This is a genomic window from Achromobacter colocynthidis (genome assembly GCF_057334535.1).
Window position 1 is genome coordinate 213,900 of the sequence record NZ_JBHFIZ010000037.1, and the last position, 13,114, is coordinate 227,013.

Here is a 13,114-nt window from a genome sequence, read left to right on the forward strand (position 1 = left end):
CCCCCCCCCCCCCCACGGCGATGCGGCCGTCCAGCGCGCGGTGCAAGGCGCGCACCGCATCGGGCGCGCCGGGAATTTCCAGCAGGTCGCGATCCAGCGCGGCGTTGCGGCGCTGGCGGAATTCACCGAACCAGTCCGGCCCCAGCTTGGCGCCGGTACGCGCTTCGATCATCGGCAGCTCGTCCTTGACGGCCTTGCCCGTGAAGATGCGCATGGTTTCTTCGTGGGTGATGTCCCAGCCCAGTTCATTCAGCATCTGGGCCAGCACGTGGCTGGTGATGGGTTCGGAATCAACCAGCACGCCGTCACAATCGAACAACACGGCGTCAAAGGGGAAATCAGTCATGGGGCGGGCAGCGGAAGTCAGGTTCATGAAGCGGGTAAGCATACTGCATGGCATGGGGCCAGCCTGACGGCCCGCCCTGGCCGCAAGCTTCGGAGTGACGCGCGCGGCAGTGCGCGATTAAGCTGGGTGACTGGGCAAGCCGTTCTTCCTGCAGGGATGTCTGGCACCCGTTTTTCGATCGTTTCGCCGCGAATTTTGCCCAGTTTCTGCCACCGTTTTTGCCGATCTTTTTGCCGCCCTTTTCGCACTGACCTCCTCCGCCGTGACTTCCCCGCCATGATCTCCCCCCTACCCGTGCCGCCACACCTGCCGCTGGACCACTACGACTGGAACCTTGTCGGCCAGCAGTTGGACACCGAAGGCTGGGCGCTGCTGTCCGGCTTCTTTCCGCCAGAGGCCGCGGGGCAGCTCGCGCAGATGGACAGCACCGCCACGCTTGAAGCGCTGCGGGCATCGTTGTACCGCCGCCTGCTGCCCATCGCCCGCGCCTGGGCGGACGCGCTGCAACAAGACGCGCCGTACCCCGATGACGTCGCTGCCTGGATGCAACATAACCGCGACGCGGGACAGACCCGCCCCTTGTCCGCCATTCACAGGCTGGGGCAAGACGGCTACCAGCCGTTGACGCAGCATGCGGACGGCGATGCCGTATTTCCGTTGCAGCTTGTCGCCCTATTGTCTGATCCGGACACCGCATTCACCGGCGGCGAATTCGTCATGACCGAACAACGCCCCCGCATGCAGTCGCGCCCCATGGTGCTGCCCTTGCGCTACGGCGACGCGGCGGTCATTGCGGTGTCGCACCGTCCGGTGCGAGGCGTCAATAGCGTCTATCGGGTGACCGCGCGGCATGCGATCAGCCGAGTGCGCGCCGGCCAGCGCGTGGGGCTGGAACTGCTGCTGCACGACGGGCCTTGATGGGCCGATGGGACGGTCGTTGGGTGGGCCGTTGGGTGGGTCGTGATGCCAAAGCGGAAATTGCCGTACGGGCACCGGTGCTTGATGGGTTACGCGCGTTCAGCGTTGGGGTTCTTGCCCTGGGTTTTGCGCGCTTCACCCATCCTACGTGCATGGGTCTGGAGTGGGATCGTAGGATGGGTGAAGCGCGAGGTGAACGATAGAAGAAGACCAAGCTCGAACGCGCGCAACCCATCGGACGGTCGTGATCCCATAGCCGAAATTGCCATGCGGGCACCGGCGTTTGATGGGTTGCGCGCGTTCGGCGTTGGGGTTCTTGCCTTGGCGGTTGCGCGCTTCACCCATCCTACGTGCATGGGTCTGGAGTGGGATCGTAGGATGGGTGAAGCGCGAGGCGAACGATAGAAGAAGACCAAGCTCGAACGCGCGCAACCCATCGGACGGTCGTGATCCCATCGCCGAAATTGCCATGCGGGCACCGGCGTTTGATGGGTTGCGCGCGTTCGGCGTTGGGGTTCTTGCCTTGGGTATTGCGCGCTTCACCCATCCTACGTGTGTGCCCAACCGCGCGTCCCGTCAAAAATCCATCGACGCTGACAGCATCAGTGTGCGCGGCACGCCTTGCGAGATCGTGCCGTAGGATGCCACGCCGGACCAGTACGCGCGGTTGGTCACGTTGACGAGGTTGGCCCGCAAGGTCACGTCCTTGCCCTGGACCCGCGTGGCGTATCGCGCGCCCAGGTCGAAGGTGGTCCATGACGGCACCGATTGCGTGTTGGCCTGATTGATATATTCGCGCCCGGTGTAGACCATGCCGCCCGTCAACGTCAGGCCCGCCACCCACGGCGTGTCCCATTCGGCGCTGAGGTTGGCCGAGAACTTGGGCACGCCCACCGGCTGGTTGCCCAGCGTGGCGGTGCTGTTGGTGCGCGTAAGTTCGGCGTCCAGCCAGGTCACGCCCCCCAACAGGCGAAGGCCGCGCAGCGGCTCGCCGGACAGGTTCATTTCCAGGCCGCGGTTGCGTTGTTCGCTGTCCGCGCCGTACACGCCGTTGGTCAACTGGCCGCTGGGTTTGGTGATTTCGAAGGCGCTCAGGCTCAGCATCGCGCTGTCGAACTCCACCTTCACGCCCACTTCCTTCTGCCTGGCCTTGTAGGGCTTGAACACCTGGCCGGCGTTGGACGCCGTAGCGGGCGCCACATCGCCTTTGCTCAGGCCTTCGACGTAGTTGGCGTACAGCGAGACATTGCTCCACGGTTTGACGACCAGGCCGGCCAGCGGCGTGGTGGCGCTTTCGTCATAGCTGACCGTACGCACGCCCGTCACCGCATTGAAATTGCGCGACTCAATACGCTGCTGACGCAGGCCCAGCGTCAGTTGCGCGCGTTCGTCCAGGATGCTCATCGTGTCGGCCAGCGCCAGGCCGGACAGGTCCGACGACGAGACCTTGGGCACGTTGCGCGGCGCGGGAATGTGCTGCTCGGGGCGGGTGATGGGGTGGTAGATGTTGGACGTAAGCGGCGTACCCGACACGCTGGCCTGCAAGTTGCGATCGCTGTACAAGCTGCCCATGAAGCTGATCGCGTGACGCACGGGACCCGTATCCAGCTTGGCGCGCAGGCCGGCGTTATACGTGCTGCGTTCAACCTTGAAGCGGAAGTTGTTCGGCGTCACGAGCGTGTCGCCCGCGCCGTTCACGATGGTGGGCGTCTGGTCCGACAGGCGCGACACATCGGTGTCTGACCCGCCCGCATCGGCGAACACGGTCAGGCGGTCGCTGATGTCGTATTCCACGCGCAGCAGCGCCGACTGGCCGTCGGACTTCCACCAGCCCCAGGGCTGCGTGGCGTTGCGGCGGCCATCGGCCGCGCGCGGCACATCAATGCCGGCGGCCACCAGGAACGGGCGCGTCGGCGCGTCCACTTTTTCGTGCTGCGTCAACAGGTCCAGCGACGCGCGCAGGCGCTCGCCCTGATAGTCCAGCGACAAGGCGCCGATGTCGGTGCGCGAATACAGGTTGTCCAGCGGCGTGTCGCCCTGGCGATGCATGCCGTTCACGCGCACGCCCCATTCGCCGTCGTTGCCGAAGCGCCGGCTCAGGTCTACCCGGCCGCCAAACTGCGAACTGCCCACGTAGTCGGCGGACAGCCGCGTCAGGTCTTGCGGCAGCGAACGCTTGGGCACCATGTTGATCACGCCGCCCACGCCGCTGTTGGGCGACATGCCGTACAGCAAGGCGGCGGGGCCTTTCAGCACTTCCACCCGTTCGATGTAGTCGGTGAAGACGTGATAGTTGGGCGCCACGCCATAGACGCCGTCGAACGCGATCTCGCCCAGGTTGCCTTCACCGATGGGAAAGCCGCGTATGTAGAACGAGTCGGTCACGCCGCCGATCTGCCCGGTAAAGCGCACGGACGGCTCGGCGTTCAGCGCGTCGGCCAAGGTCACCGCCTGGCGGTTGGCCAGCAATTCCGAGGTGTAGCTGGTGATGTTGAACGGCGTGTCCATGACGTCGCGGTTGCCCAGGAAGCCCATGCGGCCGCCGCGTGCCACCTGCCCGCCCGCGAATTCCGGCGGCAAGGTGGACGCGCTGATGCCCGATCCCGCCACCGTGATGCTGGGCAGCAGCGTGGCCGCGCCGCCGTCTGCCTGGGGCAGCTTCTGCAAGGAATACGCGCCCGCGCCCTGTTCCGCCACCGCATAGCCGGAACCCCCCAGCAATTGCGCGAACCCTTCGCGCACGGTGTACGAACCCGAAAGCCCTGCACTGCGCTGGCCCGCCAGCAGGGCCGGGTCGAACGACAGCGGCACGCCCGCCGCCGCCGCGAATTGCGCCAGCACATCGCCCAGCGGACCCGCGCCAATTGCGTAGGACTTGCGCGCATCGGCGGCCGCCGCGACGCCAGCGGCTTCGGCGGCACTGACCGACGCGGGCGCGCCCGACACGGCCAGCAACATCAATCCCATACCTGCGGACTGCAACATGGCCGCCACGGGCGGCAGGGCGGCCATGCCACGAGGCAGGCGCTGCGAATGGGAATTTCGGGAAACCATGAAACGATCCTTCGTAGGGGACGGGGTGGCTCGCGTGTCGCGACGATTCACCCGGTACACCGGACGAGGCGCAGAAAAGGCTCAAACCAATGGCGATTAATTTGTAACGCCCGCGCGCGGTGCGACCGTGGTCCAGTACGGCGTCACGCGGCTGATCCGCACCGGCAGGGTTTTTTCCAGCAGACGCAGGCTGCCGTCGATATCGGCCAACGGGAACGCACCCGAGACGCGCAGCCCGGCCACGGCCGGATCGCAGCGCAGCACGCCCCGGCGATAACGGCCCAGCTCATCCACCAGGTCGGCCAAGCGCCAATTGCGCACCGCCAACATGCCCTGTTCCCATGACGCGGACACAGCGTCCACCGCCGACAGGGGCGCCACCTGGCGCGCGGTGAATACCGTGTGCCGCCCGGCGGGAAGGATGACCGCCGCAACGCCCGCCTCTTGCGGCTGGATCTGGACGGCGCCTTCAAACACCGCCACGCGGATGCTGCCGCCGTCGTCGCGCACCATGAAGCGTGTGCCCAGCGCGCGTATCGTCCCTTGTGAGGTATGCACGATAAAGGGGCGATACACGGGCGACGGATCGTGGCCGGTGGTCAGCAGGATTTCGCCCGCGCGCAGCCACAACACGCGCGCGTCGGCGGTGTATTGGATATCGACCGCGCTGGCCGTGTTCAACACCAACCGCGTGCCGTCGGCCAGATCCATCTGACGCCGTTCGCCCGTGGCCGTGCGCGCATCCGCCGCCCATTCGCGCCAAGGCAACATGCGCCAGCCGGCCAGCGCCGCCGGCCCCAGCACCAGCAGCGCACCCAGTGCGCGCAGAGCTTGCCGGCGGCCGGCGCGGCGGGAATGCTGATCGGCCCGGCGCAAGGTGTCACGCACGATGTCGGGCGGCACCTGCCCGAAGCCGCGCAGCATGTCTTCCACCCGGGCCCAGGCCGCGCCATGCGCCGCGCTGCGGGTGCGCCAACGATCGAATGCTGTGCGGTCGGCGGCGGACAGGGTTTCGGATTGGAAGCGCACCAGCCAGCCGGCCGCCTGCTCCAGAATGGCGGGGTCGATGGCGGGATGGGTCGCGGGATTCGTTGCAGGATTCGTTGCGGGGTTAGAGGCGCCTGTCATGCCGCGTGCACCTGATAGGCGATCAGACACGCCGTCAGCGCGCGCTGCATGTGGCGCTTGACGGTGGCCAGCGACACCCGTTCCCGCACCGCGATGTCGGCATACGCCATGCCATCGAACTGCGACAACAGGAAGATGTTGCGCGTCTTCGCGGGCAGGGTCCGCAAGGTGGCGTCGATGGCGTGCAGGGTTTCAAGAATTTGCGCGCGCACTTCGGGCGACGGCGCCTCGCGCGCGGGCAGGCATGCAATGGCAGCCAGATAAGCCTCTTCCAGCGCGCGGCGGCGCCAGTGGTCCACGACCAGGCCCTTGGCGATATGGGTCAGCAAGGCGCGCGGCTCGGGTCCCGCATCCTGGCGGCGCGCGCTGATCAGGCGGACAAAGGTGTCGTGCGCCAGGTCGGCGGCGTCGAACGAGTTGCCCAGCTTCTTGCGCAACCACATCGACAGCCAGCCATGATGGTCACGATAGAGCTTCGTGACGGAATCGGCGGCGTGGGATTCAGAGGCAGACAAGATGCACCTGGCGCAATATTGCAAATGGGAACGATTTCTATTTTATCTGCTTTTTTTCCGCCACCCACGACCTGTTAAAAAACCTGCCGCCGCCTTGATATATGGCATGCTGAATTGCTTAACTTCATAGGGGCGGTCGGATAGAATCAAGCACCTATTCAAGCCTCCATTCGACCGTAGACGCCGCCATGCAGAACCAGACTTTCGAGCCTTCTTTTCTTGCAGGCGGCGGCGAGATGGGCAAACGGGGCGCGGCCTACGATTGGTCCGCCACGCCGCTCGGCCCGATTGCCGACTGGCCCCCGGCGCTGTGCGTGGCCGTCGGCATGGTGCTGTCGTCCCGCTTTCCGTGCTGCCTGGTCTGGGGCCGCGAACTCATCACTATCTACAACGACGCCTTCCGCCCCATCCTGGGCGCCAAGCCCGAAGCGCTGGGCCGCCCGTTCAGCGATGTCTGGAGCGAGGTCTGGTCCATGATCGGCCCCATCGCCGACCGCGCGTTCGCGGGCGAGGCCACCTTCATCGAAGACTATCCGCTGGTGCTCCAGCGCTTTGGCCAAGCCGAAGAAGCCACCTTCACCTTCTGCTACAGCCCGGTGCGCGACGAGCACGGGAACGTGGTCGGCATGATGGATACCGTCATCGAAACCACGTCGCGGGTGCAAGCCGAACGCGCGCAGGCCGAAGCCTTGCGGCAGGCCGAAGACACCCTGCGCCAAAGCCAGAAGATGGAAGCCGTGGGCCAACTGGCGGGCGGGCTGGCGCACGATTTCAACAACTTGCTGATGGGCATCGCGGGTAGCCTGGAACTGATCAGCCTGCGTATTGCGCAGCAGCGCATGGGCGAACTGGAACGCCACATCGACGTGGCGCGGCGCGGCACCGAAAGGGCCGCCGCCCTGACCCATCGCCTGCTGGTGTTCTCGCGCAATCAACCACTGTCGCCGCAAGCGGTGGACATCAACCAACTGGTGCGCGGCATGGAAGACCTGTTACGCCGCAGCGTCGGGCCGGGCATTGCGCTGGAACTGGCGTGCGAACCCCGGCTCTGGCCTGCCTGGGTGGACCCGCACCAATTCGAAAACGCCCTGCTCAACCTTTGCCTGAACGCGCGCGACGCCATGGAAGGACAGGGACGTCTTGGCATCGAGACGGCCAAGGTCACGCTGAACGCCCAGACGGCGCGCGAACGCGATCTGCCCGCCGGCGACTACCTGCGCCTGACCGTGACGGATACGGGCTGCGGCATGACGCCGCAAATCGTGCAGCGCATTTTCGAACCGTTCTACACCACCAAATCACCCGGCGAGGGCACCGGCCTGGGCCTGTCGATGATGTATGGCTTTGTGCGGCAGTCCGGCGGGCAGGTGCAGGTCATGTCACGGCCGGGCGAAGGCACGGCGATGAGCCTGTACTTTCCGCGGTTCGACGGGGCGCCGACGCCGGTGGAATTGGCCGCGCGGCTGGAACCGCCGCGCGCCGCCGCGGGCGCGACCGTGCTGATCGCCGAAGACGATACGGCGGTACGCGCCGTCATGGTGGAAACGCTGGCCGAACTGGGCTATGCCGTGATCCAGGCCACCGACGGCGCGAGCGCCCTGCGCGCTTTGTCTGCCCCGGGTCAGATCGATCTGCTGATTTGCGATCTGGGCTTGCCGGGCCGCATGGATGGCCGCCAGGTGGTCGACGCGGGCCGCCTGTTGCGGCCCACGCTGAAGGTCCTGTTCATCACCGGTTCGGGCTCGCAGGCGCTGGCCGAAGCCGGCGCCCCCACCCTGCCCAAGCCTTTCGCGTTGGACGAACTGGCGCGCAAGGTGCATATGCTGATGAGCGCCTGACCTAGAGCTTGGGCGCGTAGCGGAACGTCAGCATGAAGTTGCGCGGTTGGCCGTAGTAGTTGTTGCCGCCCAGCGTGTTGTAGGACGGCACGTAGTACTTCTTGTCGAACACGTTGTTGACGTTCAGGCCGATGCTGAGTTCCGGCGTGGCCTGATAGCCCACGCGCGCGTTCCAGACGGTGAAGCCGGCCAACTTGAATTCGCGGTCCGAGCTGACCGTGGCGGTTTGTGTGTTGACGCCCGCGCCCACGCTCAGGCGGTTCATCATGCCCGGCAGCTTGTAGTTGGCCCACAGGCGCAGCATGTGCTTGGGCGTCCAGGTGTTGAAGACCTGGCCCTTGTTGTCGGGGTCTTCCAGGTACTTGGTGGTGTTGTAGGTGTAGCCCGCATACAGCTCCAGGCCCTTCACCACTTCGCCCGACACTTCCGCTTCCACGCCCTGGCTGCGCACCTTGCCCGACGCGCGCGAGCAATACCAGCCGTCGCACGCGAAGCCGGCGTCGTAGTCATTGACGGCGCGGTTCTTGTGGTCGTAGCGGAACAGCGCCAGCAGGGTGTTGACGCGGCCATCGGCCAGTTCGCCCTTGATGCCCACTTCGTAGTTGTTGCCCTCGATGGGCTTGAGCAGGCTGCCGTCCAGGCTGCGTTGGGTTTGCGGTTCGAACACCGTGGTGTAGCTGGTGTAGGCCGACCAGTTATCCGTCAGCGAATAGACGATGCCTGCATAGGGAATGAACTTGCCCGATGTGTTGGACGTGGAGGTGCTGCCGGAGCCGGTGTAGGAATAGTCGAACCAGCCGACCCGGCCGCCGCCGATCAGCGCCAGGGACTCGGTGGGCTTCACGCGCCAGGTGCCGTAGATGCCCTTCTGGCGGATGTCGTAGGCGCTGCGCGAATCGTAGCCGCTGGCCTCGGCGATGGAATCGATGTCCTGCCACGGGCGATGGTGGTCGATGTCGAAGATGTTGCCGCCCGTTTCCCAGGCGCGCGTGAAGCGGTCCTGCGTGGTCAGCTTGGAGTAGTTGGCGCCCAGCACCACTTCCTGCTCCATGCCCAGCGCCGTGAAGTTGCCGTTGACCGACATGTCCAGCCCGCGTTGCTTGCTGGCGAAGTCCACGCCAAAGTTGCCGTAGGACAAGTCGCTGCCATCGGGCTGCACTTCGCCCGCCACGCGTTGGTGCACCGTCGTGTTCTTTTCGTTCATGGCCACGCCGGCCAGGCGGAAGCGCCAGGCGTCGTTGAAGCGATGCGTTACGTCGGCGTTGAAGATGGTCTGGTCGTTCTTGGCGCGGTTCCAGGTGGAGCCGGTAAAGGTGGAACGCGGCAGGTCGATGTCGCCGCCGTCGGCATAGCGCGGGTAGCCCACGATCATCGGGCGCGAACGGCTGTAGCGGTTGCTAATGCCGATGCCCACCGTGGTGTCTTCGGTCACGTCGAAGTCCAGCGCGGCGTACAGGTTGCGCGTCTTGTCCCACACGTAGTCGATGTACGAATGGCTTTGGTCTTCATCGACCACCACCCGGCCGCGCAGCGTGCCCGCGTCGTTCAGCGGGCCGCCCGCGTCCAGCGTCAGGCCGTAGTGGTCCCACGAGCCGGCCTTGCCCGAGAGCACCACCGACGGTTCGGCGCCGCCGCGCTTGCGCACCAGGTTGATGGCGCCGCCGGGGCTGCCCGCGCCTTGCAGCAGGCCGGCCGCGCCGCGAAGGATTTCCACGCGGTCGTAGAACACCAGCGAGTCCTGTTCCCAGTTGCCCAGGCTGTAGCTGTTGCGCAGCAGGGCCACGCCGTCGTATTGCAGCTGGTCCACCGGAAAGCCGCGTGCATTGATCGCCACGCCCGGCCCCACGCCTTGCACGCCCACCATGCCGGCCGTGTTGTTGACGGCGTCGGGCAGGCTGGTCATGAGCTGGTCGTCCATCCGCTGGCGCGTCAGCACGGTGACCGATTGCGGAATGTCCTTGAGCGCCTGCGTGGTCTTGCCGATGGTGACGGCGGGCGACGTGTACGAGCCGGTGCCGTCCGTGGTGGGGTTGTAGCTGCCCGTCACGGTCACGGGCGCCAGCGTCGCGGCCTGGCTGGCGGCTGGTGCCTGCTGCAAGCGGTAGCCACCTTCGGCGCGGGCAACGGCCTGCAAGCCGGTGCCGGCCAGCAACTGGGCCAACGCCGCGTCCACCGGGTACGTGCCGGACACGCCGCCGGTGCGCGCGCCCGCCGCCAGCGCCGGGTCGGACGCCACCATGACGCCGGCCTGCATGCCGAACGCGCCGAGGGCCGCGCCAAGCGGGCCGGGTGGAATGTCGAAGGTGACCGATTGGCGTAGCGGCGTTGTGGCTTGGGCTTGGGCTTGGGCTTGGGCTTGGGCCTGCACTACCGACGGCCACGGGGCGGCCAGCACGACAGCAGGCAACGCGACACGCAGGGCGAGGCTCAGGCGGGTGCGCGACGACAGACGCCGATGCGGCGAGGAAGGGTGGGCAAGTGACACGAGGGCTGCGCGCGGGCGGATAAGCGACGGCAGGGCGAGCGGGCGGGCTGTTGACGGCTGGGCACGCGGGCGGGCAAGTGACGGCTGGGCAAGCAGACGGGCAAGCGACGGGCGGGCAAGCCACTCTGCGCGGGCAGGACGAAAAGACATGTAGAGATTTCCTGGCTCATGAAGGAAGGACGCAGACTCGGCGGGGAGAGGCTTCCGGGCTGCTTTCCTTACATGACGCGCTGATGCGGGACTTACGCCGTTCCGGTTACAAATCAATCACGGACGGGCGAGCGAACGGGCGGGCGGGCGGACGGGGCGGCCGACTCAGGCCAGCCCCACCGTGACCCAGTAGCGGGTGTATTGCCGCACGCGCACGGGCAGCACCTCTTGCAGCATGGTCAGCACCTTGTCGCTGTCGGCCAAGGGGAACGCCCCGACCACGCGCAACGCGCCGGCCTCGTCCGAACAGCTCAGCCGACCGGGGCGATAGCGTGCCAGTTCTTGCAGGAAAGCGGCCAGCGGCATCTCGTTGGCAATCAACATGCCGTTGACCCAGGCGGAGGTGGCCGGTTGCAGCTCCTGCAACGCAAAGACGCCCGCCGCCGACACCTCGGCCTGTTCCCCCGCATGCACGCGTCGGGGCGGATCGGCCGGGTCCAGGCCGCGTACATCCACCGCGCCTTCCAGCACGGCAACGCGCACAACCGCCCTGCCTCCGTGGCCGTCGTCCAGATCGCGCACCAGAAACCGCGTGCCCACCGGCGTCAGGATGCCGCCGCGCGTGCGCACCGTGAACGGTCGGCCTTGCGGGTCTTGCGCGGTCGTTACCAGGATTTCGCCTTCCAGCAGCACCACTTCGCGTTGGCTGACGGTGTAGCGCAGGTCCACGGCGCTGGCGGTGTTCAGTTCCAGCCGCGTGCCGTCCGGCAAGGTCAGCGCGCGCCGTTCGCCGGTGCCGGTACGCAGGTCGGCGGCCAGGCGAACAATGGCGCCGCGTTCACTCACCGCCCACGCGCCCAAGCCTAAGGCCGTGGCCGACACCATCCAGCGGATGGCGTTGCGGCGCGACTGGATCAACGGCGCCTGCCGCAGCGTGCGGGCGGCGACGTCGTGGCCCGCGTCGGCCACACCCAGGTCCACATCGCGCGTCAAGGCCACCAGCCGCATCCAGGCCAACTCATGCGCGGGCTGAGCCTGCCGCCAGTGCTCGAAGCGCAGGCGGTCTTCATCGCTTGCCCCCTCGCGCAGCCGCGCCCACCAATCAGCGGCCTGACGCACGATTCTCGGATCGATACGGCCCGCTTCGGGCGCATGCGGCCGCAGCAGCTTGGGGGAGTCCGGGGAGGCGGAGTTCATGCAAGGATTCAGCCCTTGGGTCACGGTGGATTCATCACTCGTTCATTGTTTGTTCGCAGATTGCTCTGGGCTTGCTTAGCGTGATTGGCGTGATGGCGTGATTGGCTTGCTTGGCGTGATGGCGTGATGGGATTTCTCTTCGCTTTCACCCGTACACCGCCGTGTAGCAATGCACCAACGCGCGCGCCAGCGACTTCTGCACCGCGTTGGCCGTCAGGCCCAACTGCTGCCCGATATCGGCGTAAGACATGCCCTCCAGCTGCGCCATCAGGAAAATGCGGCGGCTGGTCATGGGCAGCGTGTCCAGCAATTCGCAGATTTGCTCCAGCGCTTCCAGGATCAAGGCGCGCGATTCCACCGACGGCTCCACCGCCACCGGCTGCAACGCCAGCGATTCCATGTAGGCCGTCTCGATCGCCGCGCGACGGGCGCGGCCGATCAACAGGCGCGTGGCGATGGTGCGCAAGTAGGCGCGCGGTTCGCTTAGCGGTTCCCGCACATTGGCGCGTATCAGCCGTTCAAAGGTGTCGTGCGCCACATCGGCCGCATCGGACGCATTGCCCAGCTTGCGCAGCAGCACGCCGCGCAACCATTGGTGGTGCGCCTGATAGACGGATTGCACTTCGGCATGAGGAGCGAAGGATGAGGATGGCATGGCGGCGCCCCGGCGTCACCGCCAGAATCCCAAACAAAATGAAAATGATTCGCAATTATAAATATCTTTGAATCGTTTTCAAGACGGAGAAATCCGGGCGTTGCGCGGAATCGTCGGATGCCTGCGGCGAAATGATCGTGACGGCGCGCGACGTGTGCCGGAATGATCGTGCCCATTCGCGACGTGTGCCGGAATGATCGTGCCGGTTCCCGACGTGTGCCGGAATCACCGTGCCCATTCGCGACGTGCCGGAATGATCGTGCCTATTCGCGACGTGCGCCGGGATGATCGTGCCTATTCGCGACGTGTGCCGGAATGATCGTGCCGGTTCCCGACGTGTGCCGGAATCACCGTGCCCATTCGCGACGTGCCGGAATGATCGTGCCTATTCGCGACGTGCGCCGGGATGATCGTGCCTATTCGCGACGTGTGCCGGAATGATCGTGCCGGTTCCCGACGTGTGCCGGAATCACCGTGCCCATTCGCGACGTGCCGGAATGATCGTGCCTATTCGCGACGTGCGCCGGGATGATCGTGCCTATTCGCGACGTGTGCCGGAATGATCGTGCCGGTTCCCGACGTGTGCCGGAATCACCGTGCCCATTCGCGACGTGCCGGAATGATCGTGCCTATTCGCGACGTGCGCCGGGATGATCGTGCCTATTCGCGACGTGTGCCGGAATGATCGTGCCGGTTCCCGACGTGTGCCGGAATCACCGTGCCCATTCGCGACGTGCCGGAATGATCGTGCCTATTCGCGACGTGCGCCGGGATGATCGTGCCTATTCGCGACGTGTGCCGGAATGATCGTGCCGGTTCCCGACGTGT

General features: G+C 66.1%; 9 protein-coding genes. 2 read left to right on the plus strand and 7 right to left on the minus strand.

Annotated features, from left to right (window positions below; translation table 11 throughout):
- Positions 1-346, minus strand: a 346-nt coding sequence (locus tag ACE04A_RS20780; RefSeq protein WP_485809677.1) for an HAD family hydrolase, incomplete at its 3' end; no start/stop codon positions are given.
- Between the two features lie 276 nt (positions 347-622).
- On the opposite strand from ACE04A_RS20780, the gene ACE04A_RS20785 reads away from it, so the two are divergent.
- Complete coding sequence (locus tag ACE04A_RS20785) at positions 623-1,264, plus strand: 2OG-Fe(II) oxygenase (protein WP_448716816.1); 642 nt, start codon at positions 623-625, stop codon at positions 1,262-1,264.
- Between the two features lie 576 nt (positions 1,265-1,840).
- Here the strand turns inward: ACE04A_RS20785 and ACE04A_RS20790 are convergent.
- The 3 genes from ACE04A_RS20790 to ACE04A_RS20800 form a co-directional block, all read right to left on the minus strand.
- Positions 1,841-4,318: a TonB-dependent siderophore receptor gene (locus ACE04A_RS20790; RefSeq protein ID WP_485820466.1), complete on the minus strand. Its 2,478-nt coding sequence runs from the start codon at positions 4,316-4,318 to the stop codon at positions 1,841-1,843.
- A 96-nt stretch (positions 4,319-4,414) separates the two neighbouring features.
- On the minus strand, positions 4,415-5,446 hold the full coding sequence (locus ACE04A_RS20795) for a FecR domain-containing protein (RefSeq protein ID WP_448716819.1): 1,032 nt from the start codon (positions 5,444-5,446) through the stop codon (positions 4,415-4,417).
- Positions 5,443-5,961, minus strand: a complete 519-nt coding sequence (locus tag ACE04A_RS20800) for a sigma-70 family RNA polymerase sigma factor (RefSeq protein ID WP_448716820.1) — start codon at positions 5,959-5,961, stop codon at positions 5,443-5,445. Before ACE04A_RS20800 ends, ACE04A_RS20795 begins: the two co-directional genes overlap by 4 nt.
- Before the next feature lie 188 nt (positions 5,962-6,149).
- Here ACE04A_RS20800 and ACE04A_RS20805 point away from each other — a divergent pair, with 188 nt between their 5' ends.
- Entirely contained in the window at positions 6,150-7,799 is a 1,650-nt protein-coding gene (locus tag ACE04A_RS20805) for an ATP-binding protein (RefSeq protein ID WP_485820467.1), read from the plus strand.
- A gap of 1 nt (position 7,800) precedes the next feature.
- Here the strand turns inward: ACE04A_RS20805 and ACE04A_RS20810 are convergent, their stop codons facing one another.
- The 3 genes from ACE04A_RS20810 to ACE04A_RS20820 all read right to left on the minus strand — a co-directional run bounded on the left by ACE04A_RS20810 (position 7,801) and on the right by ACE04A_RS20820 (position 12,286).
- Entirely contained in the window at positions 7,801-10,284 is a 2,484-nt protein-coding gene (locus ACE04A_RS20810) for a TonB-dependent siderophore receptor (protein ID WP_448716822.1), read from the minus strand.
- Between the two features lie 315 nt (positions 10,285-10,599).
- A complete protein-coding gene (locus ACE04A_RS20815) occupies positions 10,600-11,631 on the minus strand; it encodes a FecR domain-containing protein (protein ID WP_485820468.1) in 1,032 nt (343 codons plus the stop codon).
- Positions 11,632-11,776: 145 nt separating this feature from the next.
- Entirely contained in the window at positions 11,777-12,286 is a 510-nt protein-coding gene (locus tag ACE04A_RS20820; RefSeq protein WP_279996599.1) for a sigma-70 family RNA polymerase sigma factor, read from the minus strand.
- Between the last annotated feature and the right edge of the window lie 828 nt (positions 12,287-13,114).

Excerpts from the sequence above, each read along its gene's own strand:
- ACE04A_RS20785 (WP_448716816.1), top strand. The coding sequence starts at position 623 with ATGATCTCCCCCCTACCCGTGCCGCCACACCTGCCGCTGGACCACTAC.
- ACE04A_RS20790 (WP_485820466.1), bottom strand. The coding sequence starts at position 4,318 with ATGGTTTCCCGAAATTCCCATTCGCAGCGCCTGCCTCGTGGCATGGCC.
- ACE04A_RS20795 (WP_448716819.1), bottom strand. The coding sequence starts at position 5,446 with ATGACAGGCGCCTCTAACCCCGCAACGAATCCTGCAACGAATCCCGCG.
- ACE04A_RS20805 (WP_485820467.1), top strand. The coding sequence starts at position 6,150 with ATGCAGAACCAGACTTTCGAGCCTTCTTTTCTTGCAGGCGGCGGCGAG.
- ACE04A_RS20815 (WP_485820468.1), bottom strand. The coding sequence starts at position 11,631 with ATGAACTCCGCCTCCCCGGACTCCCCCAAGCTGCTGCGGCCGCATGCG.
- ACE04A_RS20820 (WP_279996599.1), bottom strand. The coding sequence starts at position 12,286 with ATGCCATCCTCATCCTTCGCTCCTCATGCCGAAGTGCAATCCGTCTAT.